18 protein-coding genes and 3 riboswitches are annotated in these 18,019 nt (G+C 40.9%); of the genes, 1 reads left to right on the top strand and 17 read right to left on the bottom strand.

All coding sequences use genetic code 11. From position 1 onward, the window contains the following. Nucleotides 1-180: 180 nt before the first annotated feature. From OC530_RS02330 to OC530_RS02340, 3 genes are read right to left on the bottom strand one after another with little or no spacing between them, the layout of a single operon-like run. Complete coding sequence (locus OC530_RS02330; RefSeq protein ID WP_262079145.1) at nucleotides 181-2,424, bottom strand: heavy metal translocating P-type ATPase; 2,244 nt, start codon at nucleotides 2,422-2,424, stop codon at nucleotides 181-183. 9 nt (nucleotides 2,425-2,433) lie between these two features. Continuing rightward, complete coding sequence (locus tag OC530_RS02335; protein ID WP_262079147.1) at nucleotides 2,434-2,805, bottom strand: cupredoxin domain-containing protein; 372 nt, start codon at nucleotides 2,803-2,805, stop codon at nucleotides 2,434-2,436. 10 nt (nucleotides 2,806-2,815) lie between these two features. Beyond that, entirely contained in the window at nucleotides 2,816-3,211 is a 396-nt protein-coding gene (locus OC530_RS02340) for a CopY/TcrY family copper transport repressor (protein ID WP_261053892.1), read from the bottom strand. Between the two features lie 183 nt (nucleotides 3,212-3,394). Next, nucleotides 3,395-3,492: riboswitch (TPP riboswitch) on the top strand. Between the two features lie 83 nt (nucleotides 3,493-3,575). On the opposite strand from OC530_RS02340, the gene thiD reads away from it, so the two are divergent. Beyond that, nucleotides 3,576-4,367 (top strand): bifunctional hydroxymethylpyrimidine kinase/phosphomethylpyrimidine kinase, encoded by a 792-nt coding sequence (thiD, locus tag OC530_RS02345; protein WP_262079150.1) that lies wholly within the window; start codon nucleotides 3,576-3,578, stop codon nucleotides 4,365-4,367. Nucleotides 4,368-4,531: 164 nt separating this feature from the next. Here thiD and thiE (OC530_RS02350) read toward each other — a convergent pair whose 3' ends face one another. The 14 genes from thiE (OC530_RS02350) to pyrF form a co-directional block, all read right to left on the bottom strand. After that, nucleotides 4,532-5,164, bottom strand: coding sequence for a thiamine phosphate synthase (gene thiE / locus OC530_RS02350; RefSeq protein WP_262079152.1), 633 nt, complete (start codon nucleotides 5,162-5,164; stop codon nucleotides 4,532-4,534). Continuing rightward, a complete protein-coding gene (locus OC530_RS02355; RefSeq protein ID WP_262079154.1) occupies nucleotides 5,157-5,960 on the bottom strand; it encodes a hydroxyethylthiazole kinase in 804 nt (267 codons plus the stop codon). Before OC530_RS02355 ends, thiE (OC530_RS02350) begins: the two co-directional genes overlap by 8 nt. After that, entirely contained in the window at nucleotides 5,960-6,484 is a 525-nt protein-coding gene (gene thiW / locus OC530_RS02360; RefSeq protein ID WP_081530025.1) for an energy coupling factor transporter S component ThiW, read from the bottom strand. The genes OC530_RS02355 and thiW overlap by 1 nt, the downstream gene beginning before the upstream one ends. A gap of 4 nt (nucleotides 6,485-6,488) precedes the next feature. Continuing rightward, nucleotides 6,489-7,181 carry a thiaminase II gene (gene tenA / locus OC530_RS02365; protein WP_262079157.1) on the bottom strand — a complete coding sequence of 231 codons (693 nt, stop codon included), beginning with the start codon at nucleotides 7,179-7,181 and terminating at the stop codon, nucleotides 6,489-6,491. A gap of 10 nt (nucleotides 7,182-7,191) precedes the next feature. Beyond that, nucleotides 7,192-7,842: an energy-coupling factor transporter transmembrane component T gene (locus OC530_RS02370; protein ID WP_262079159.1), complete on the bottom strand. Its 651-nt coding sequence runs from the start codon at nucleotides 7,840-7,842 to the stop codon at nucleotides 7,192-7,194. Between the two features lies 1 nt (nucleotide 7,843). Further along, nucleotides 7,844-9,229, bottom strand: a complete 1,386-nt coding sequence (locus OC530_RS02375; RefSeq protein WP_262079161.1) for an ABC transporter ATP-binding protein — start codon at nucleotides 9,227-9,229, stop codon at nucleotides 7,844-7,846. Next, nucleotides 9,230-9,790, bottom strand: a complete 561-nt coding sequence (locus tag OC530_RS02380; protein ID WP_050108240.1) for an ECF transporter S component — start codon at nucleotides 9,788-9,790, stop codon at nucleotides 9,230-9,232. Nucleotides 9,791-9,948: 158 nt separating this feature from the next. Continuing rightward, nucleotides 9,949-10,037, bottom strand: a riboswitch (TPP riboswitch). Nucleotides 10,038-10,152: 115 nt separating this feature from the next. Then, the gene (gene thiE / locus OC530_RS02385) at nucleotides 10,153-10,782 is read right to left on the bottom strand and encodes a thiamine phosphate synthase (protein WP_101514665.1); all 630 of its coding nucleotides are present in this window, start codon (nucleotides 10,780-10,782) and stop codon (nucleotides 10,153-10,155) included. 1 nt (nucleotide 10,783) lies between these two features. Further along, the gene (thiM, locus tag OC530_RS02390; protein ID WP_262079167.1) at nucleotides 10,784-11,566 is read right to left on the bottom strand and encodes a hydroxyethylthiazole kinase; all 783 of its coding nucleotides are present in this window, start codon (nucleotides 11,564-11,566) and stop codon (nucleotides 10,784-10,786) included. 128 nt (nucleotides 11,567-11,694) lie between these two features. Further along, entirely contained in the window at nucleotides 11,695-12,363 is a 669-nt protein-coding gene (locus tag OC530_RS02395; RefSeq protein ID WP_262079169.1) for a TenA family protein, read from the bottom strand. A gap of 216 nt (nucleotides 12,364-12,579) precedes the next feature. Beyond that, nucleotides 12,580-12,668, bottom strand: a riboswitch (TPP riboswitch). Nucleotides 12,669-12,816: 148 nt separating this feature from the next. Beyond that, nucleotides 12,817-13,953: an L-lactate oxidase gene (lctO, locus tag OC530_RS02400; RefSeq protein WP_000120722.1), complete on the bottom strand. Its 1,137-nt coding sequence runs from the start codon at nucleotides 13,951-13,953 to the stop codon at nucleotides 12,817-12,819. Nucleotides 13,954-14,575: 622 nt separating this feature from the next. Then, nucleotides 14,576-16,066: a lysine--tRNA ligase gene (lysS, locus tag OC530_RS02405; RefSeq protein ID WP_088791010.1), complete on the bottom strand. Its 1,491-nt coding sequence runs from the start codon at nucleotides 16,064-16,066 to the stop codon at nucleotides 14,576-14,578. A 372-nt stretch (nucleotides 16,067-16,438) separates the two neighbouring features. Then, nucleotides 16,439-17,071 (bottom strand): orotate phosphoribosyltransferase, encoded by a 633-nt coding sequence (gene pyrE, locus OC530_RS02410; RefSeq protein ID WP_138335561.1) that lies wholly within the window; start codon nucleotides 17,069-17,071, stop codon nucleotides 16,439-16,441. 38 nt (nucleotides 17,072-17,109) lie between these two features. Further along, nucleotides 17,110-17,805: an orotidine-5'-phosphate decarboxylase gene (gene pyrF / locus OC530_RS02415; protein WP_262079176.1), complete on the bottom strand. Its 696-nt coding sequence runs from the start codon at nucleotides 17,803-17,805 to the stop codon at nucleotides 17,110-17,112. Nucleotides 17,806-18,019: the final 214 nt, after the last annotated feature.

The following is an 18,019-nucleotide window of genomic DNA, read 5'->3' on the forward strand; positions in this document are numbered from 1 at the left end:
AGACTTGGAGAATACGATTACATAGAATTGGAAACGTTCTCCAAACTTTTACTATTCCACTGTATCATATTTATGTTGACTTTTCTAAAAATCTGCTCAAAACTCTCTATTCTCTATTCTAATACAGTTTTGAAAATGCTGCCATTCCTGTTTTATAACAAAGAAATCTAGTCATTACTTTTAGTCTATTTTACTAAAGTTTAGTAAGAGTGAACTAGTCAGAACAGATACAGAACTAAAGGCCATGGCTAGACCAGCTAGTTCTGGATTGAGGGCCAGTCCAACACCTGAAAAGACTCCTGCTGCAATCGGAATTCCGGCGACATTGTAGATAAAGGCCCAGAAAAGATTGAGCAGAATTCGATTAAAGGTTTTCTTACTCATGTCAAAGGCACGTACCACTCCTAGGAGGTTATTAGTTGTCAACACCAAATCTGCTGACTCGATGGCAATATCTGTTCCAGCACCCATAGCAATTCCCACATCTGCTACACTGAGGGCAGGGGCATCATTGATACCGTCCCCAACAAAGGCTACTTTCCCAGCCGCTTGTAGTTTATGGATTTCATGGGCTTTTTCTTCTGGCAAGACACCTGCAATGACCTCTTCGATTCCGATCTGATCCGCAATAGCACGCGCCACACCTGCATTGTCTCCTGTCAGCATGACTGTTTTAAGACCACGTTTTTTCAACTGACTGATGGCAAGCTTAGCATTTTCCTTTGGAATATCTTGCAGAGCAAGCAAGCCTTTGATTTCATTCTCAACAGCCAAGAACACAACTGTCTTAGCTTCTTTTTCCAGTTGTTCTAGTTTTTCTTGATAAATGCTAGAAATATCCATGCCATCCAGCATTTTAGCATTTCCAAGCAAAACTTGTTTTCCATTGATTTGCCCTGAGACACCTTTTCCGTGCAAGGCTTGGAAATTTTCAACAGTTTGAAACTCAAGTCCAGCTTCACTCGCTCGTTTCACAACGGCTTCAGCCAGTGGGTGTTGAGAAGCTTCTTCCAAGGAAGCTGCCAATCCAAGCACTTCTGCTTCGTTGCCGATGACATCTGTTACCACAGGTTTCCCTTCCGTCAAAGTCCCAGTCTTATCAAAGACAATAGTTTGGACTTTCTGGATTTCCTGTAGAACCGTTCCATTTTTGAGGAGAACTCCCATCTTGGCACTGCGTCCTGTCCCCACCATAAGGGCTGTTGGTGTTGCAAGTCCCAAGGCACAAGGACAGGCGATAATCAAAACCGCCACTCCGTAGAGAAGAGAGGACACAAAGCTAGCTCCAAGCACGACTACACTATCCCTGAGCAAGACGAACCAAACCCAAAAGGTCACAATCCCTAAAATGACAACTGCTGGGACAAAAATCCCTGAAATTTTATCCGTCAAGTCCTGAATCGGCGCACGACTTGTCTGAGCTTTCTTCACAAAATCGACAATCTGAGCCAAAACAGTCTCTGAACCAACTTTTTCTGCTCTAAAGACAAGAGTTCCACTATTATTGATGGTTGAGCCAATGACAGTATCTCCAACTGTCTTGTCCACAGGCAGACTCTCACCTGTCACCATGGATTCGTCAATACTGGAGACACCTTCTACTACGACACCATCAACCGCAATCTTTTCACCGGGACGCACTCGAATCAGGTCACCTACCTTGACTTGGTCCAAGGGGACTTGAACATAGTTATCCTCACGCAAGACTTCTGCAGTTTTAGCCTGCAAGTCAAGTAATTTCTCCACAGCTTGGGAAGTATTTTTCCGCATTTTCTCCTCAAAAACGGCTCCCATAAGAACGAAGAAGAAGATAAATGCAGCACTTTCAAAGTAAACGGGGAGACCAGCGAAGAGGGCAACTAAGCTATAGAAATAGGCCACTAGGGTTCCCAGAGCAACCAAGGTATCCATGTTGGCATTGTGCTTTTTAAAACTAGCCCAAGCACTTTGGATATAAGGACCACCTGCTACTAGCATAATCGGTGTTGTGGCTAAAAAGGTGCCCCAACGCATGACTTGGTGACTAATTCCTCCTGTCGACATCCCAATCATGAGGATCACAAGAGGCACAGTAAAGATACTAGTAATCCAAAAACGCTGTAAAAGTGATAGAGATTTTCGAGTCTTCTCTACGACTGTATAACTTCCCTTTTGCATCTTCATGCCACAAGAAAATTCATGTTGCCCTAATTCTTGAGGTGTAAAACGAATGACTTTCTCCTCATCCACGCCGATTGGTTCCAAGATGCCTTCTTCTTCAAAAAGAATTTCCTTATAACAGTTTGAAGGAGTAGCACGATGAAAGATAATCTCAGCAGGAACTCCTTTTTGCAGTTGAATGTGGGCTGGATGGTAGCCTTTGTCTGCCGTGATACGGATTTTTTGAACACCATTTTCAAGACTTGCTTTTACAATTTCAGTCATATCATTCTCCTATTCTACAATCATCTTACCGTGCATCATATTCATGCCACAAGAGAAACCATACTCTCCAGCCTGCTCAGGCGTGATTTCCACTACATACTCTTCCCCCATAGGCAGGTCCGCATGCACACCAAAATCTGGAAAAACAATTTGGTCCAGACAGGGTGAAGAGTCCTTACGGTCAAAGACAATACGGGCTGGCACTGATTTCTTGAGAATAATCAACTCAGGCGTATAGCCTCCCATGACTTCCACGCGAATCTCTTGGTAGCCCTTTTTTTGCTGGGCCTTTTGTCCAGATTTTTCAGGCTTTTTGAAAAACCAAAACAAGATAAACGCGATAAGGGCAATACAAATAATGGTTACAATACTATTTAACATGACGTCTCCTTTACATACAATTACATTTTACTTCTGTTACAGCGCTTGATTTCTTCTCAGAAATCACAGCTTCCAAGTCTTCCAAGTCAGCCTGAGTAAAATCACATTCCATAATCAAATCAGCCAACAAGTTCTTAATCCTACGAGAACAAACCTTGTCCTTGATATCTTGGACAAGTAAATCCCGACTTTGATCCAAAGTTAAAAGGGCTGAATAGACAAAGGACTTGCCTTCTTTTTTCCTTGTCAGACACTCTTTCTCAACCAAACGAGCCAAAAGAGTTTGAATGGTCGATTTGGACCAGTCGAACCGCTCTGCCAGAACCCTGATTAAATCCGTACTGGTCTGCTCTCCTTGCATCCAAATAATCTTCATGACCTGCCATTCTGCATCTGAAATCTGCATAATCACACCTCCTAAATCTACATTTGTCAATTACAGTTATTAGTATACTATCAAAATCTACGTTTGTCAATTATAAAATCAATCTTTTCTTTGAAAAATTGAATTTTAACCATTTGATAAAGGATTTGCAGTCAAATATTACTATATAAACAATAAAAATATGCTATACTAAAGAAAAAAGAAAACAACCACTAGGGGTGCGTAAAGCTGAGATTAACAACTGTTAGACCCTTTGACTCAATCTAGGTAATGCTAGCTGATGGAAGTGGAAATGATAATGGGGACTAGCAGTCTTCTATTACCTTTCTAAAACAGACCAGCTTGTTCTTAAGAATACAAACTTCAGTTGGTTGGGAGGTTTTAGATGACTTATTTACCCGTTGCTTTGACCATTGCAGGGACTGACCCTAGTGGCGGTGCTGGCGTTATGGCTGATTTAAAGTCATTCCAAGCGAGAGATGTCTATGGAATGGCTGTTGTAACCAGTCTTGTCGCTCAAAATACCAGAGGCGTTCAATTGATCGAGCACGTTTCTCCTCAAATGTTGAAAGCCCAATTGGACAGTGTCTTTTCGGATATTCCACCTCAGGCTGTAAAAACTGGGATGTTAGCAACTACTGAAATTATGGAAATCATCCAGCCCTATCTTAAAAAGCTGGATTGTCCCTATGTTTTAGATCCAGTTATGGTAGCGACTAGCGGAGATGCCTTGATCGACTCAAGTGCTAGAGACTATCTCAAAACAAACTTACTACCTCTAGCAACTATTATTACGCCAAATCTTCCTGAGGCAGAAGAGATTGTTGGTTTTTCAATCCATGACCCCGAAGACATGCAGCGTGCCGGTCACCTGATTTTAAAAGAGTTTGGTCCTCAGTCTGTTGTTGTCAAAGGCGGCCATCTCGAAGGTGGTGCTAAAGATTTCCTCTTTACCAAGGATGAGCAATTTGTCTGGGAAAGCCCACGAATTCAAACCTGTCACACCCATGGTACTGGGTGTACCTTTGCTGCAGTGATTACGGCTGAACTAGCCAAGGGCAAAACTCTCTATCAGGCAGTTGATAAGGCCAAGGCCTTTATTACGAAAGCCATCCAAGATGCTCCTCAACTTGGTCATGGTTCTGGCCCAGTCAACCATACAACTTTTAAAGATTAAGAAAAAACTCTCTAGTTCCCACTTTAAGGGAATTAGAGAGTTTTTATACTCTTCGAAAATCTCTTCAAACTACGTCGTCAGTCTTATCTAAAACCTCAAGGCAGGGCTTTGAGCAACCTGCGGCTAGCTTCCTAGTTTGCTCTTTGATTTTCATCGAGTATTAGTTAGGAAATAATGTCATCCAACTTTGTTAAAAAGGCTTGCGTTTTTGCCTCAATATCTTCTGCCTGCATCAAATCACGTACAACAGCTACACCAGCTATGCCAGTGCCCATAAGCTGGTCAATGTTCTCTGAAGTCAGGCCTCCAATAGCAACTACTGGAATGGCAACCGTTTGGCAAATTGTTTTCAAGGTCGATATCAGAGTAATGGGCGCATTTTCCTTGGTCGTGGTTGGGAAAATGGCTCCTGTCCCCAAGTAATCTGCACCTGATGTTTCTGCTTCCAGAGCTCTTTTTATTGTTTTAGCGGTGACACCGAGGATTTTTTCAGGTCCCAAGACTTGTCGGGCAACCGAAACGGGTAATTCATCATCTCCGATATGCAGACCTGCTGCATCAACCGCAAGACAAACATCCAACCGATCATCGATGATCAAGGGTACCTGATAAGCATCTGTTATTTCCTTGACTTGTTTTGCCAGTTGATAATATTGATTGGTTGTGAGATTTTTTTCTCGTAATTGGACTATGGTAACCCCTGAACGGCAGGCCGTCTCAACCTTTTCAAGAAAGCTTTCCACGGAATCTTGATAGCGATTGGTTACCAGATACAGTCTAAGCGCCTCTCTATTCATAAACATCTCCTTTGATAGCATCTAGCCAGTTTTCATCTCTTTTGAGGAGCGAAAGCTGATTGAGTACTTGGTAGCGAAAATCTTCCAATCCCAGTCCTTGAACAACTATTCTCTCAGCAGAAATATTGAAATAAGAAACTGCTAAACACGAAGCTTCAAATGCAGTCTTTCCTTGGCTGAGAAAAACAGCTGTCAAGGCTCCAACCAAGTCTCCTGTCCCTGTTATCCAGTCTAATTCTGCACAGCCATTTCCCAATACAGCGACCTGATTCTTCGAAACGATGAGGTCCTTAGGGCCAGTAACTAAGAATGACATACCAGAATAAAGCTGACACCAGTCTTTCAAGACTTGAAGTAAATCCTCAGTTTCTTGGTCTTTAGCACTCGCATCGACCCCAACGCCATGGTGTTTTAAGCCAACAAGACTTCGAATTTCTGACATGTTTCCTTTAAGGACCGTAGGTCTATAGTCTAAAATGTCTTTAACTAAGCTCTTACGAATGGAGGAAGCCGTTACGCCAACTGCATCTACTACCATTGGGAGAGAAACTTGAGTTGCATAAGAAGCTGCCATGCGGATTGCTTTTTCCTTCTCAGCTGACAAATGCCCTAAATTGATGAAGAGAGCCTGGCTTTGCTTAGTAAAATCAAGAACCTCACGGGGATCATCTGCCATGACAGGTTTGCATCCCAGAGCCAAAATCCCATTTGCCAGCATCTCACAAGAAATCTCATTGGTAATACAGTGAATGAGGGAACTAGAGCCTATAGGAAAAGGATTTGTCAATGCCTGCATCAATCTATCCTTTCAGCAAAGAAATATCCCTGCACTTTTTTAAAAAATTCCTGCTTGATTAAAAATCGAAAGGCAATAAAGGAAATCGCTGTACCAATCAAGGTTGCTCCAAAAAATCGAGGAGTGTAGATAAACCAGCTAAGCTTAGCAGCTGATCCTGTAAAGAGTACCATAACAGGATAGGAAACAATAGAACCAATAATACCTGTTCCCACAATCTCTCCTAGAGCGGAATAATGAAATTTTCGACCATACTTATAAAAGAGACCTGCCAGGAGGGCTCCAAAAGTTGCTCCTGTAAGAGCTAAAGGTGGAATCCCTTGAGTCGTCATACGGATAAAGGCTGTGACTGTAGCCATAGCCAAAGCATAAACAGGTCCCATCATGATTCCTGCTAGAATATTGACTACACTGGACATCGGTGCCATTCCCTCAATCCGAAAGATAGGTGTAAGAACTACATCAAGGGCAATCATCATGGATAAAATGGTTAATTTGTGAACTTGTAATTGGTGCTTTCTCATGCTTCTATTCTTCTCCTTTTTCTAAAGACTGTAAATCGCTCTTCCATGTCTGGTGTTGGTAGGCCATTTCCCAAAACTTGGCTTCCATATGAACACTGATGTGGAAGGCATCTAGCATTTTTTGCTTATCTATCTCATCACTTTCTCGATAGAGCTGATTGACCAGCGCTCCCTCCTCTCTGATCTGTTGCTCTAACTCATCCGTAATATAAGTTTCAATCCATTGTTGGTAGAGAGGATTTGGTGATGGTTTAAGATTAAGTGATTTTCCTATATCATGGTATAACCAAGGACAAGGTAGCAAACTTGCAAAGGCAATGCCCAAGTTTGGCTCTGCAAATTGCCGATAAATATGAGAAATGTAATGATAGCAGGTTGGAGCGATTGGATGTTGCTCCATTTCCTGATCGCTGATTTCCAATTCCTTGAAAAATTGTTGGCGGATAAATAACTCACCCTCCACTAGACTCTGAGCATTTTGTTTCAAGAGTCTTTTCATCTCTTGATTGGAAGTCTTTTCAGCCAAGAGGTGATAGATTTCTGAGAAGACCTTCAGATAGTAGGCATCCTGAATCAGGTAATAGCGGAAAATGGACGGGGCTAAATTTCCCTCTTGTAATTGTAAAATAAAGGGATGATGAAAGGAAGCCTGCCAAGCTTCCTTGGATAATTCCATCGCAATATCTGTAAATTCCATAATAACTCCTTTATAAAAATAGACTGATTTGAAGTAATAAAAAGAAAAGCAGGTAGATGAATATTGTCCTTTGAGGAATATAAAAAGTCCGATAGCGATTCTCCACCTGTGCATGTTCGTCATATCCATGCGCCGACAGGGCTCTCAGGTAAAGATGGCGCCACCTAAAGACTGTCATCAGAACCTTGCTGTAAATCAAGGGCGACCAAAAATGCAGTTCTTGACCACGTAATAGGCAAGCTTCTTTTAGGGACTTGATTTCTTGCTGAATGAGGGGGAAGGAATTGAATACCACAATCAAGGCATAGGACCAAGAGCGTGATAGCCCCTTTTGAGCCAAGTACAAGAGAAGCTCTTTTAGTGAAATAGAGGAAATAAAGACAAGTCCGATACAAACTGTCACAAAGGCCCTCGTTCCAAGTATGACTGCCTGAGAAGCATCTCCATACAAATGAACTGCCCAGTAGTTGGCAAAAGATGGTAAAATGGCAAGCAGAAACATCCAAGCCAACATCTTAAATCGATGGTAATAGAGCATAAAGAGAATACAGAATGCGACTACCGAAAGATTCAGAGCAATCGAAGGAATGAAAGATGTTTCCAAGGATAAGATCAGCAAGAAGAGACTGATAATCGGTGTCTGGGTTGCTACTTTGACCATACTATCTCACCTCCCCTTGGATATTGCTACTCTGAGATGTGAGTGGTTTGGTAATGGTCACTGCTTTCACATGACGAAGACCCTGACTAGTCATCTCAATCCAATAATCAACCACAGAGATCAAAGGATCTAAACGATGGCTAATGATCAGAAAACTTCTTCCTTGATTACTCTCCTCCACAATCCACTGACAGAAATAATGGCAAGCTCTATCATCCAAACCTGCAAAAGGTTCATCTAGCAAAATCACAGAAGCCTTACTGGTCAAGATGGTCAAGAGCTGAAGAATCTTTTGCTGGCCACCACTTAATTGATAGGGACTCTTATCGAGTGCCTGCTCCAGATCAAAATATTGTAAAGCTTGGAAAATTCGTTGATTTCTTTCAGAATCAGGTCCATCTAATTGAAGTTCCTCTCGCAGACTGACTCGGATAAACTGTTTCTCAGCTTCCTGAACCACACCCGTCAGGTCATGATACAAACTCTTTTTCTTTTTCAGGACTGTCCCCTTCCAAGTAATTCGTCCTTTATACTTTTGAAATTGAAGAATAGACCGAAAGAGGGTTGATTTCCCGACACCATTATCACCCAAAATACAGGAAATTCCTTGGTAAAATGTAAAATCCGCAATCGAAAAGAGGGAGCGCTTATCCAGCTCACAAGTCATTCGATCCATATGGAATAATTCTGGACTAGAAGCAACATTCTTTGAAGAAACCTGTGTCATCTCAGAGGAAGGGATTTGAAATACTTCCCTTAGTTGTCCAACTCTTAGCTCCACCATATGGTCGATATAGGCTTCATAATCAGATAAATCATGGTCGCATAAAATAACTGTCTTCCCATCAAAGACCAACTCTTTTAGAATCTCCAAGATTTCTATCCTACTCTTGCGGTCAATGGAAGCAAAGGGCTCATCTAAGAGATAGACCTTAGGATTCATAGCAAAGAGAACAGCCAAAGCAGCCTTTTGCTTTTCTCCACCTGATAAGTGATGGATGGGACGGTGCAAGATGTCCTTGCAACGACATTGCTGGACAACCTCTGCTATTTTAGAATCAATTTCCTGAACGGGATAGCCGATATTCTCCAAGGTAAAAATCAGCTCCTCAAACAAGTTCTCCATGGTAAATTGATGATTGGGATTTTGAAAGAGAATACCAATCGTTTGGACACGTTCGATGATAGAAAGCTGACTGACTTCGCTCCCATCTATCAGTACTTGACCGCTATAGGGAAGAGAACTAACTTGGGCAATAACTTGAAAGAGGCTCGATTTTCCAGACCCACTGCTCCCAACTAACAAGGTAAAAGCTTGCTCATGAAAAGTAAAATCAAGCGGTTCCGAAAAAATTGGGGACTGAATCGCTCGTAGTTCCAGCCCCATCTATGCCTTTCCTCCAGTTGCAAACTGATGATAGAGTTTGACAATGGCACGAACCAAAATGGTACAGAAGAAATAAACAGAAATAAAACGTACCACAAGCAAGGAAAGGACAAACGGAAGTGAAAAGGCGTAGTAACCTAACTTAATGTATTCATAGATAAAGCTAACAAGCGTAATCCCAATACTATTAGCAGTTAGAGAGAGCCAACTTTCATAGCGATTTCTAGTTACGATAAAACCAAGTTCACTTCCCAAACCTTGAACCAAGCCGGACAAAAGGGCACCTAGACCGAATTGGCTACCATAAAGGACTTCAGCAAGCGCAGCTAGCACTTCTCCAATCGTTGCACTTCCGACTCTCGGAACAAAGATGGCAGCAATGGGCGCAGCCATACACCAGAGTCCAAAAAGGATTTCATTGGCAAAAGCCTGTAAACCAAGAGGTGTTAAGAGTAGGCTGAGAATATTATACACATATCCTGAACCAACGAAAACCCCACCAAAAAAGATAGACAAGAAAGCAAGCAAGATAACATCTTTTAACTGCCATTTTTTCAACATAAAAAAACTCCTTTTTTTAAAGAAAAGTGGGGCACTCAAGGTGAGCTACCAAAAGGCTTTATATCACCTTCATCCAGTTTCGTAAAAGAAAAAACTCTAATTACAGATAGAAATTAGAGTTTAGCTTACAAGATTAGACCGTTCTTTTCGACATACGAAAAAAACATTTCACATTTCCCTTCGCCAGTCTTAACTGTATCAGGTTCAATGGGTATCATCTCAGCCTAAAGCACCCCAAATGTCTTTATTATTTAATTATGTGATTATTATAACACACATTTTATACTAGTTCAAGAAATTGAACTGAAAATATAGCCTTGCACTCACAAAGACAGCAGATCTTTCTTGGGTTAGATCTATATCTATTGTTCACTCATTTCCCGAACAGTTTTTTCTATATTTTTTGCATACGATATTGCTGAAATGATTGAAACGCCGTCAACATTGGTCTTCATAATGTCTTTAATATGTTGCGTCTGTATCCCACCAATTGCAACTAAGGGCATTTGTGGCAATAGTTTTCTCATCAATTTAAGACCTTCATAACCTATAGCACCACCAGCATCATCTTTTGACTGGGTATCAAATACAGGACCAACACCAACATAATCTACATATTCAACTTTTGACTGTTGAAATTCTTTCTCGTTTTTTATAGAAAGACCAATTATTTTATCTGGCATCAATTTTCTAATTTCATCAACTCCAAGGTCATCTTGTCCTACATGTACGCCATCAGCGTCAATTTCCATCGCCAAATCAATATCATCATTAACAATAAACGGAACATTGTATTTTTTACAAAGATCCTGTAGTTTAATTGCTACTTCGACTTTTTCTTTACCTTCTAAGGCTCCCTCCCCTTTTTCACGAAATTGAAATAAGGTTATACCACCTTTTAAGGCTTCCTCAACGACTCTATATAGATCTTTACCTTGGCAAGTAGTCGTTCCACAAATAAAATATAGTTTTAGTAATTCTTTATGAAACATTTTACTTCACTCTTTTGAATTCCTTTACATCTTCATCTGTAATCTCATATAAGGCATTTATAAATTCAACTTTAAATGTCCCAGGAAGATGCCCATTGGGGCGTTTTTCTGCCATTTCTCCAGCGATATTGTAAACCAACATTGCTGTTTCTAATGATTTCAATTCTTGACCTTTTTCAAGTCCGATAAAGCTTGCTATTACAGCACCTAATAAGCATCCTGTCCCAATAACTTTTGGCATCATGGCACTACCATTATGAATCGTTACCACTTCTCCATTAACAGCAATCGCATCAACTTCTCCAGTCACTACTATTGGAATATGAAACTTAGCGTTGGCTGCTAGAGCAATCTCATCAATATTATCTACGCCCGCACTATCTACTCCTTTAGATGCCACATTTATTCCTACTAAAGAGGCAATCTCGCCAGCATTTCCTCTAATCGCTGCTAGTTTATAATTGTTGATTAGATCATCTGCTACTTTTTTTCTATATTCTCCTGCTCCACAGGCTACAGGATCTAAAACTGCTGGGACATTATATTTCTCTGCAATTTTCAGAGCAGCTTGGTATAAGTTCCAATTTTCATCCGTTAAAGTCCCAATGTTAATCAATAATCCTCCAGCATATTTTAATAGATCTTCTAAGTCTGCTGGGTACTCGCTCATAGCTGGTGAGGCACCCAGTGCTACTAATCCATTTGCTGTGAAATTTTTTACTACATCATTGGTGATGCAAATGACCAAAGGTGCTTTTTCTTTTAATAATTTTAAACTTGTCATATTGAAATCCTTCCTTTTCACTTTATACGATCTACTGATTTCGATTTATCTCTATCTTTAGTTGAGAATTTTTTTCAGTTACATTGAATGATTTACCTCGTCAAATTTGTCAGTACCCTGAACTTTCCCTAGACATCGTAACCAATATCAAAAAAGGCTAATTCTAAAGAAACTGCTTGATTCCAGCGTTGCTGAAGTTCTGTCAAATCTTCTCTACCTTTCCCAACACGATTGAGTTCGTCAATAAGAAATTGAACCCACTCTGCAAAGAAAGGACCTCTGTGGAGATTGATCCATTCCGAATGAATGTAGGCTTCAGGTAGAGCCAAATCTTTAGAACCCCAGTCTAAATAGAGACCTTCTGCAATGACCAGCATGACCAAAAGATGAGCATAGTCTGATGATGACACAGCAGAATACATAAGCTCCTGAAAGGCTTTTGTTACAGGGTGCAAGCTCACTTCCAGATAGTCATTCTCAGATACTTTTAACTCTTTGAAAGCCTTTTGGAAATAACCATCTTCATCTGCTTCAAGAAAGCCTAGTTGCTTGGCAAAACGAAGCTTGGATTCAAGCTGGTCTGCGTAGGCTACACAGGAACCCAGCATAGATAAGAAGGCATCAAAGAAGTGATAATCTTGAATCAGGTAGTCTTTTAAGACCTTATTCTCAATTGTCCCCGCAAAAAGTTCCTTGACAAAACGATGATTGCTTGCAGCCTGCCAATCCTTCTGACTATTTTTTAATAATTCTCCAACAGTCAAACCTGGCTCAAATGCATAAACCTGTGTTTCCATATTTATTTTTTCCTCTCTTTACTCCTTAGTAATCAATAAAACACCAAGAGATACCAAGTAAAATCCTAATTCCACTTGATCCTTTTAAAGAACATTGAGGGCATTTGCAGAGAGCTACCTAAACAAACCTATCCAGTTTATATAAACAAAAAAACTCCAATTACAATCAAGAATTAGAGTTGACTTACAAGATTAGATCGTTCATTTCGCCATACGAAAAAACGTTTCACATTTCCCTTCGCCAGTCTTAACTGTATCAGGTTCAATGGGTATCATCTCAGCTTAAAGCACCCCAAATGTCTTTATTATTTAATTACTGCACCAGTATAGCAAAAAATGAAAGCCCTAGCAAGATATTTGACCGAAAAATATCTTTATATAGTTTTTGATAGCTATTTATTCTTCCAATACACGAAGAAAAACCTCCACATTCAGTGGAGGCAATCTATTTTATCAATACAATTTTAAGTCACGAGGATCAACTGGGAAAGTTGGGTTGTATGGATTGTGACGGAGCTTGAAGTGTTTGACATCTTCAATAGTCTGAGTTCCAGACAACTGCATGACTGTCTTCAATTCCGCATTCAAGTGTTCAAAGACTTGACGCACACCAACACTACCGCCGAGAGCCAAGCCATAGATAACCGGGCGACCAATAGCTACTAAGTCTGCTCCTGAAGCCAAGGCTTTAAAGACGTGTTGACCACGGCGAACACCAGAGTCAAAGACAATCGGCACACGTCTATCAACTGCTTCTGCTACTTCTTGAAGTGAGTCGAAGGCAGCTGGTCCACCGTCGATTTGGCGTCCACCGTGGTTGGTTACCCAGATACCAGATGCTCCCGCAGCAAGCGAACGTTCAACGTCCTCACGGCATTGTGGTCCCTTGACATACACAGGAAGTCCTGAGTATTCAGCGATAAATTCTACATCGCGTGGAGACAAGCGTTGTTTAGCTGATTTGTAAACAAAGTCCATTGATTTACCAGCACCTTCTGGCAGGTATTCTTCAACAATCGGCATGCCAACTGGGAAGACAAAGCCATTACGCTTATCCACCTCACGATTGCCCCCTACAGTAGCATCTGCTGTCAAGACAATCGCTTTATAACCTTCAGCCTTCACACGATCCATGATGTGGCGGTTAATGCCATCATCTTTACTAAAGTAAAATTGGAACCAATGAGGTGTCCCTTGAAGGGCTTCAGAAATCTCTGGAAGGTCAACAGTAGAGTAAGAACTGGTTGTATAAAGAGAACCGAACTCATGCACACCACGCGCAGTCGCCACTTCACCCTGTTCATTCGCTAATTTATGAGCCGCAACAGGCGCCATAATGATTGGTGAAGACAATTTTTCGCCTGCAAACTCAATCTCTGTACTTGGATTTTCTACATTGCAAAGTGTATGAGGAACGATGAGTTTGTGGTTAAAGGCGCGGATATTCTCTCTTAAAGTGAAAGTATCTTCCGCCCCACTAGCGATATAACCAAAGGCTGCTTTAGGGATCACTTGTTGCGCCATTGGCTCCAAATCATAGGTATTGATGAAATCTACATGACCTTCTGCATTGCTTGTTTTGTATGACATAAACTGTCCTCCTTGATTAAGTAAGCGTTTGCTTTTTACTATACAACTATAATAACTCTTTTTTCAATCATTTTCAAGAGTTTTGCTTAAAAACCATCTTATTTTTTCATACAATATACTATCCCTACTTTCCTTAAACTCTAAACTTTAGTCTACATTAAGTGAATCGTTGAGATCTTTTGCTACCAGGCATTTGAACTACTTTTTTATTTGCTGATTCTATCTACTAATGCTATAAAAAACAAGTGAATAAGACACCAGAACATCCTCTAATAGGGCCTAGGGACTTATATCAATCCCATATATACTGTTTAAGCAAGATACTATCCTAGTTGACGCTAACTTCCTATCCCACTTATTAATTTTTATTTATAGTGAATCTGAACAAATCAATTGGAGAATCCAAGTCAATTTCTAGTACTTTTTGAAAAGTTTCAGCATACTATCGTAAAATGAAATAAAACATGCGCAAATTGATTAGGGAATTTAAACCAATTTCTAACAATGTCTTAGAAGTCAAAGTGTACTATTTCAACTTCAATACACTATACTTCATTTTCTCCTTAAATTCAGTCTCTTTTTTCATCAAAAAATCCCCTGGCAAGTACCAGAGGATAAGAGCTTATTTCATTGTTGGGAAGAGCAATACATCACGGATAGTAGTTGTATCAGTGAGGAGCATGCAGAGACGGTCGATACCGATTCCCAAACCACCTGTTGGTGGCATACCGTATTCAAGAGCCTCGATGTAGTCATAGTCGATTCCTGTCGCTTCATCATCACCAAGTTCTTTGGCTTTAGCTTGGGCTTCAAAACGGCTAAGTTGGTCGATTGGGTCGTTGAGCTCAGTAAAGGCATTACCGTACTCCTTAGTCATGATGAAGAGCTCGAAACGGTCAGTAAAGCGTTGGTCTTCAGGATTTTTCTTCGCGAGTGGAGATACAGCTACTGGATGTCCATAGACAAAGGTTGGTTGGATCAAGGTTTCTTCAACAAACTCTTCAAAGAAGGCATTGATGATGTGACCAACTTCAGTGTAGTGTTTCTCAACTGGAACTTTCTTCTCAGCAGCGATAGCTTTAGCTTCTTCCAAAGTCATGTCTTGCCAGAAATCGACACCAGTAATTTCTTTGATAGCATCCACCATGTGAACACGTTTAAATGGTTCGTTGATCTTGATTTCAGTACCTTGATAGTTGACTGGACCATCACCTTTAACAGCTTTAGCAGCATGTTGGATAATGCCTTCCGTCAAGTCCATGATGTCTTGGAAGTCTGCATAAGCTTGGTAAACTTCGATAGAAGTAAATTCAGGGTTGTGAGTAGCATCCATTCCTTCGTTACGGAAGATACGGCCAATTTCATAGACGCGTTCCATACCACCCACGATAAGGCGTTTCAAGTGAAGCTCAGTCGCGATACGAAGTACCATGTCAATGTTTTGGGCATTGTGGTGGGTGATAAATGGACGGGCAGAAGCACCACCAGCTTCGTTATGAAGAACAGGCGTTTCCACTTCAAGGAAACCTTTTTGGTCAAGATAACGACGAATTTCAGAGATGATTTTTGAACGAGTGACAAAGCGTTCAAAGCTTTCACGGTTAGAAATCAAGTCAAGGTAACGTTTACGGTAAATTGTTTCAACGTCTGTCAAACCATGGAATTTCTCAGGAAGAGGACGAAGAGCCTTAGACAAGTGTGTGATGTGAGTAGCCTTGATAGAGAGTTCTCCCATATCCGTACGCATCACTTCACCTTCGACACCAAGGAAGTCACCAAGGTCTGCTTTTTTGAAGATTTCGTAGTTTTCTTCACCGACAGCATCCTTACGAACGTAGATCTGGATTTGACCTTCACGGTCTTGAAGGTGGGCAAAACCTACTTTACCTTTACCACGTTTGGTTACCAAGCGTCCTGCGATAGTAGCTGTTTCGTTTTTATCATGTAATTGTTCTTTATCGAGGTCAGCAAATTTATCTTTTAATTCTTGTGAATTTGCAGTACGTTCAAAGCGTTTTCCAAAGGGATCGATTCCTTGTTCACGGAGCGCAGCCATTTTTTCACGGCGAACGATCTGCTGGTCATTTAGTTCTTCCATATGTTCTGTAGACATGGGATCCTCCTAGTTTTACTCAAAATTGAATACGATGAGTCATTTTTTGCGATACTCCCATTTTATCATAAATAACCAAGAAATTCACGGATAATCTTTCAAAACTAAAAAGAACTTGACGCTAAAATCACTGAAAAGACTGGGATCAGCAAGAAATTTCAACATCTCAGAAAAGGGATCTGACCATGTTTATGGATTATACTTTAACCCTTGTAACTTTCATGACGTGTGCTACTTTTTATATAAGAGCAAGCCAAGCAAATCTAAAACTTAAACAATTGACGTAAAAAACATTAACAACTTGAATCTTGCCATTCATACACCTGATATGACAGAATAGTATAATTTTTAACCTTTTAGTCTTTTGATTTTTTACACCTCTTGCCAATTTTCTTGGTCTTCTTTAAAGCGTTTTAGGAGATCCAAGCCTTCTGGCGTGATATACCCTTCTTCTTGGGCTAAATGAATGAGCTCACTGTAGTTAGAAAGCGTCACAAGTTTAACACCAGCATCTGCAAAGTTCTTATCTGCTTTTGGCAATTGGTAACTAAAAATCGCTACAACTCCAAGTACATCTGCTCCTTCGCGTTTAGCTGCGGCTACGGCTTCAAGAACAGAACCACCAGTTGAAATGAGGTCTTCAACCACTACCATTTTTTGACCTTGAGCTACGCGACCTTCGATTTGATTACCAGCACCGTGGTCTTTTGGTTTGCTACGGATGTAGGCAAATGGCAGATTCATCTTGTCAGCAATAATGGCTCCGTGAGGAATCCCTGCTGTCGCAGTTCCTGCAATCACTTCAACCTCTGGAAAGGCTTCTTTGATAGCATCCACAAAACCATTTTCAATGAGAGTACGAGTTTCTGGATAGGCAAGCGTTACACGGTTATCCGTATAAATGGGTGACTTGATACCAGATGCCCAAGTGAAAGGCTCCTCTGGTTTGAGGTAAACGGCTTGGATTTTCAAGAGGTGGCTAGCGATATCTTTAGCAAGTGTCATGGTCTTCTCCTTTTGTTTTTCTAATCTATTCTTTAATTCTAGTCTTGGTTCCATTCATCCTTGATAGCATGATAAGCTGCAACAGGATTTTCAGCTTGAGTAATGGGACGTCCCACCACGATATAGTCACTACCGATTTGATAGGCCTCTGCTGGCGTCATCACGCGTTTTTGGTCTCCAACTGCAGCCCCCTGAGGGCGAATCCCTGGTGTCAGACAGATAAAATCTGGATTGGTGGCCTGCTTGATGAGTTGAACTTCCTGAGCTGAGCAAACGACACCATCTAATCCCGCTTCAGCTGTCTTCTTAGCATAGTGGATCACAGACTCTTGCAGGCTGGTTTGGATATTTTGAAAATCCTTCATCTGGGCTTCTGACGTTGATGTAAGCTGCGTAACTGCAATCAATTTGGCTTGTGTCCCCAGACCTTCACGCGCAGCCTTCATCATCTCTACACCCCCAGCAGCATGAACATTGGTCATATCCACACCAAGCTGAGATAGGACCTTCATGGCTGATTTGACTGTATTGGGAATATCATGAAGTTTGAGATCAAGAAAGACGCTATGTCCCAAGTTTTTTAAATAGGAAATAATCTCAGGACCCGTTGCGTAATAAAGCTCCATTCCTACCTTTAGATAAAGGCTTTCTTCTGCTGGGAAAAGAGCTAAAAATTCCTTGACCACCTCAAAACTAGAAAAATCAAGAGCAATGACTGGACGATGTTCTCGCATAGGTTTCTCCTTTTACCTTTGCTAGTGAGAGAGTCTGGCCAACAGAAACCACGAAAAAAGGAACCTGCCAACAGCAAGGTTCCACGAAAAATGGGTAGTCTCCACCCTTTCACCGTCTAACCTTAGCTGCCTCTCTGGACTGCTTTAAAGGTTTTCTATTATTCTATTATTTCTACTAGCACTTGTCAAGTAAAAACATGGCAACCAAAGAGCT

Source organism: Streptococcus sp. Marseille-Q5619, from assembly GCF_946901205.1.
Lineage (GTDB): Bacteria > Bacillota > Bacilli > Lactobacillales > Streptococcaceae > Streptococcus.

What these genes read in the sequence shown, in the direction of transcription:
- tenA (WP_262079157.1), bottom strand. Translation starts at nt 7,181, where the DNA reads ATGGAATTTACAGATATTGCGATGGAATTATCCAAGGAAGCTTGGCAG.
- OC530_RS02340 (WP_261053892.1), bottom strand. Translation starts at nt 3,211, where the DNA reads ATGCAGATTTCAGATGCAGAATGGCAGGTCATGAAGATTATTTGGATG.
- thiE (WP_101514665.1), bottom strand. Translation starts at nt 10,782, where the DNA reads ATGTTTCATAAAGAATTACTAAAACTATATTTTATTTGTGGAACGACT.
- OC530_RS02395 (WP_262079169.1), bottom strand. Translation starts at nt 12,363, where the DNA reads ATGGAAACACAGGTTTATGCATTTGAGCCAGGTTTGACTGTTGGAGAA.
- lctO (WP_000120722.1), bottom strand. Translation starts at nt 13,953, where the DNA reads ATGTCATACAAAACAAGCAATGCAGAAGGTCATGTAGATTTCATCAAT.
- OC530_RS02375 (WP_262079161.1), bottom strand. Translation starts at nt 9,229, where the DNA reads ATGGGGCTGGAACTACGAGCGATTCAGTCCCCAATTTTTTCGGAACCG.
- OC530_RS02380 (WP_050108240.1), bottom strand. Translation starts at nt 9,790, where the DNA reads ATGTTGAAAAAATGGCAGTTAAAAGATGTTATCTTGCTTGCTTTCTTG.
- OC530_RS02335 (WP_262079147.1), bottom strand. Translation starts at nt 2,805, where the DNA reads ATGTTAAATAGTATTGTAACCATTATTTGTATTGCCCTTATCGCGTTT.
- OC530_RS02370 (WP_262079159.1), bottom strand. Translation starts at nt 7,842, where the DNA reads ATGGTCAAAGTAGCAACCCAGACACCGATTATCAGTCTCTTCTTGCTG.
- pyrF (WP_262079176.1), bottom strand. Translation starts at nt 17,805, where the DNA reads ATGCGAGAACATCGTCCAGTCATTGCTCTTGATTTTTCTAGTTTTGAG.
- OC530_RS02355 (WP_262079154.1), bottom strand. Translation starts at nt 5,960, where the DNA reads ATGCAGGCATTGACAAATCCTTTTCCTATAGGCTCTAGTTCCCTCATT.
- lysS (WP_088791010.1), bottom strand. Translation starts at nt 16,066, where the DNA reads ATGTCTACAGAACATATGGAAGAACTAAATGACCAGCAGATCGTTCGC.
- thiD (WP_262079150.1), top strand. Translation starts at nt 3,576, where the DNA reads ATGACTTATTTACCCGTTGCTTTGACCATTGCAGGGACTGACCCTAGT.
- OC530_RS02330 (WP_262079145.1), bottom strand. Translation starts at nt 2,424, where the DNA reads ATGACTGAAATTGTAAAAGCAAGTCTTGAAAATGGTGTTCAAAAAATC.
- thiE (WP_262079152.1), bottom strand. Translation starts at nt 5,164, where the DNA reads ATGAATAGAGAGGCGCTTAGACTGTATCTGGTAACCAATCGCTATCAA.
- thiM (WP_262079167.1), bottom strand. Translation starts at nt 11,566, where the DNA reads ATGACAAGTTTAAAATTATTAAAAGAAAAAGCACCTTTGGTCATTTGC.
- pyrE (WP_138335561.1), bottom strand. Translation starts at nt 17,071, where the DNA reads ATGACACTTGCTAAAGATATCGCTAGCCACCTCTTGAAAATCCAAGCC.
- thiW (WP_081530025.1), bottom strand. Translation starts at nt 6,484, where the DNA reads ATGAGAAAGCACCAATTACAAGTTCACAAATTAACCATTTTATCCATG.